Consider the following 3,393-nt stretch of genomic DNA (forward strand, 5'->3'; position numbering starts at 1 on the left):
GAGATAGAGAAGATCGACCGTCCGGCCGGTCCGCGCATATGTCTCAGGAGCCTGGCCGCCCCACTGGCCAGAGCCCGCCACCGGCAAGGCGCAGTCCTCGGGTGAAAAGATCGGTGTCGTCACCGCCTTGAACGATTCGACGAAAGAATCATCCGGTTCCCAGTATTTCGAGGCGATGCCGTTGATCTGGAATTGGTCGACGCCGAGCAGTCGCCAGAATTGCTGCCAGACCTTGAAGTCCATGCCTAGCCCGGGGTGCCGGGTGAGGATGTCCCAGCCGTTGCGGTGAGCATGCAGCACCAGACTGGAGCGCTTCCTCAGGAACGCCATGCCACCGAAGCCGATCGAATTGATGTTGATAACAGCGCAATTGCCGCCAGCCTTCGCCACCATATCGTGGTTGCGCATCATCTCATCGGGGTCGGCATGCGAGATGCCGAAGGCATACATCACCTTCTTGCCGGTCTTCTGCTCGTGGTCGAGGATCAGCGGCACGATCGCCTTCACTCGTTCCGACAGGGGCGAATAGGCCGGGCTCATCAGCTTCTCGTCGTCCTTGATGAAGTCGACACCGGCGGCGATCAGTTCCGCCACCATTGCCGCCGTCTCATATGGCCGCAAGCCCAGCGCCGGCTTGACGATGGTGCCGATGATCGGACGATCCGTCACATTGGTCAGCCGACGGCTGCCGGCGACACCGAACTGGGGGCCGGGATGCGCGCCGCGATACTCCTCCGGCAATTTCATGTCGACGATGCGAATCCCGGTGAGGCCCTTGATTGAATAGGTGCCGCCGATGGCAATGGTCATCAGTGCCGAAAGGTCGGTGCCGATGGCATCGAATGGAAAGGCGATATCGACATCGGCGCGCCTGAACGGCCCGTTGCCGCTGTCGGGAAGCGACGGCCGCTCGGCATCGGCCAGAGGCCGTATCGCCAGCACGCGCGCCGCCACCCGGGCTTTCAGTTCCTCGGTCTCGCCGGGCAGCGCGACGAAGGTGCCGGTCGACTGATCGCTGGCGATCTTGGCCGCCAGGACTTCGATGCTTCCAGGCGTTTCGATGCGGTAGGTGAGCGTGATCATGGTCCGCTGTCTCAAGCCGAGGCGTTCGAAAAAGGTTCACCGGTGTTTCAAATCTGGTATAATGAGTACATAAGTATTGCAAGTCATATCCGGCAGCGGGATCGACAGACGGCAATTCCGGGAATTGTGGCGGCAGTGTTAGATAAGGCCGGGTCAAGGGAGTGATTCGCGACGATGAACCGTTCGGAACCGATTGTCCGGCGCAAGCTTTCCGATGAGGTCTTCTTGCGGCTGAAACGCCTGATCACCAGCGGCGAGCTGATGCCGGGCGACGACATGCCGTCGGAGCGTGAACTGATGGAGCGCTTCGAGGTCGGCAGGCCGGCGATTCGCGAGGCGATGCAGGCGCTGAGCAATATGGGCCTGGTGGCGATCTCGCATGGCGAACGCGCCAAGGTGCTGCAACTCACCGCCAAGTCGATCATCAAGCAGGTCGACGGCGCCGCCAAGATCATTCTGTCGTCGTCGAAGGACACGCTTGAGCACCTGAAGACCGCGCGCATCTTCTTCGAGCGCGGCATGGTTCGGGAAGCCGCCGAGAAGGCCACCGCTGAGGATGTGCAGCGGCTGCGGGCCACTGTTGCCGAACAGCGCGGCTTTCGCGGTGATTCCGAAGCCTTCATCTCCGCCGACATGAAATTCCATACGCAGATCGCCGCGATCTCCGGTAACCCGATCTATGTTGCCGTCAGCGAGGCGATGCTGGGCTGGCTGAAGGAATACCACACCGAAATGCTGATCTGGACCGGCAAGGAAAAGTTCACGCTGACCGAGCACGAAGAGATCATCGGCCGCATCGAGAAGAAGGATGCCGATGGCGCCGAGAAGGCGATGATCAAGCATCTCGAACGCTCGCGCGCGCTCTATGTGATGAATTCTGAAAAATGATCTCGGCGGTTCAGCCGATCCGAACGATCGCGTAAGGCGTCATTGCGACCTGGCCTCGGCCAAAAGCTGAAATGTCGACCTGCACGTCTTCCGCCGTCAGGTTCGCCAGCCACGCGATTGTCTTGCCCGAGGCGGAGCGCCCGGCCAGCGCCAGCACCTTGGTTTCATCGCTCGTCCTTGCCGACACATGCGCAAGGCCGGCCAGCTCGCAAAGCCCCTTGATGGGCTGGAAGATTGGCCGGTGTGATCCTTCCGCGACAGGTTCCCCTGATGAAGCGAGCACGCCGAAAGGTCCAGTGAAGCTGGAAAGTGTCAACATCTCCAGTCCGACCGGTGCGACACGCGCGGCATAGCCGATCGTCCATGCAGCAGCGAACTGACCGGTGTGGCGAGGATCGCTGTCGGCCATGGCAACGCGCTGTCCCCCGGGATTGGGCTTGGTCGCGCTGCCATAGGGGTTCTGGCGCATGGCAATCGTCGACGGGCCGATCCGATAGGGCTTTGCCCCGAAGATCGCCCGCGCCGATCGGGTGATGAAAGGCAGCGCCTCCAGCGATTGCATGATGCTGAGATCGTCGGCGGCATGCACGATCGGGCAAGTACAATGGGTGATGAAATCGAGCTGGTCCGCCGGCACGCGCTTGCGGTTGAGTTCGGTGAAGTAGCTGAACATGCCGCCGCCGAGGCGGATATCCGGAAAGGCGCGCCGCGCGGCCGCGTAAACGTCCTCGAGCGGCGGACAGTCCGGCCACGTGCTGCCCGGCGGTGTCGACTGCCGGTCGACCGAAGGCGACACGGCAATGGCCGAGAGTTTTAGCCCGGCCTGGCGCACCAGGTCGGCGACACCTGACATCTCGGCGTCAAGATCGCCGGCGCACACAACGACGCATTCGAGGGTCGTTGCGGCAGCGTGGGCATTTGCGAGCCGGGCGAAAGCGCGCAAGGCGTCGAGCCCGTGGCCGCGCGTCGGATCGTAGTGAAACAGCAGCTGTTGTGGGCCGAGTGTCGTCAGCGTGGAGAGGTTCGCCAGTGCCGTCTCGACATCTTCGGGATAGATGACCACGCCGACATCCGGCAGCGTTGGCCCTGCTTCGCCGAGTTCGACGCGGACCGGTTCGCTGGCCACGGCGGCAGCCGGCGCTTTGCCTTCACCTGCGATGCGCAGGCTGATCGTCTGGCGCAGGGTTTGGCCGGCAGGCAGCACATAGGGCCAGGGCAGCGCCAGCGGTCGCACATAGGTCTTGTAGGAGGCGTCCGACCAGTTGCGCTGGTCCTCCATTTCGAAAGTATCGCCTTCCATCCGGCATTCGGCGGTGACGCCAGGCCGAACCTGATGGGTGATGGCGCGGATATCCTTGAAAGGCTGCCAGGGGTCTATCAGTTCGGGAAGCTTTGTCGCCTCCACGCTGCCGTCCGTATGCT

At 62.4% G+C, this 3,393-nt stretch carries 3 protein-coding genes; 1 reads left to right on the plus strand and 2 read right to left on the minus strand.

Going from position 1 to position 3,393, the window contains the following annotated elements; translation table 11 throughout:
- Positions 1 to 1,083 (minus strand): RuBisCO large subunit C-terminal-like domain-containing protein (locus EN750_RS24745; protein WP_127398016.1); only part of this gene is annotated, 1,083 nt, incomplete at its 3' end.
- 174 nt (positions 1,084 to 1,257) lie between these two features.
- On the opposite strand from EN750_RS24745, the gene EN750_RS24750 reads away from it, so the two are divergent.
- Entirely contained in the window at positions 1,258 to 1,971 is a 714-nt protein-coding gene (locus EN750_RS24750) for a transcriptional regulator NanR (protein WP_023808899.1), read from the plus strand.
- 10 nt (positions 1,972 to 1,981) lie between these two features.
- On the opposite strand, the gene EN750_RS24755 is transcribed toward EN750_RS24750, so the two are convergent.
- The coding region (locus tag EN750_RS24755; RefSeq protein ID WP_127398018.1) for a hypothetical protein at positions 1,982 to 3,393 on the minus strand (1,412 nt) is incomplete at its 5' end.

It is taken from the genome of Mesorhizobium sp. M7A.F.Ca.ET.027.03.2.1 (assembly GCF_003999175.1).
Taxonomy (GTDB): Bacteria; Pseudomonadota; Alphaproteobacteria; order Rhizobiales; family Rhizobiaceae; genus Mesorhizobium.

Coding starts and splice junctions, on each gene's coding strand:
- EN750_RS24750 (WP_023808899.1), top strand. CDS start 1,258: ATGAACCGTTCGGAACCGATTGTCCGGCGCAAGCTTTCCGATGAGGTC.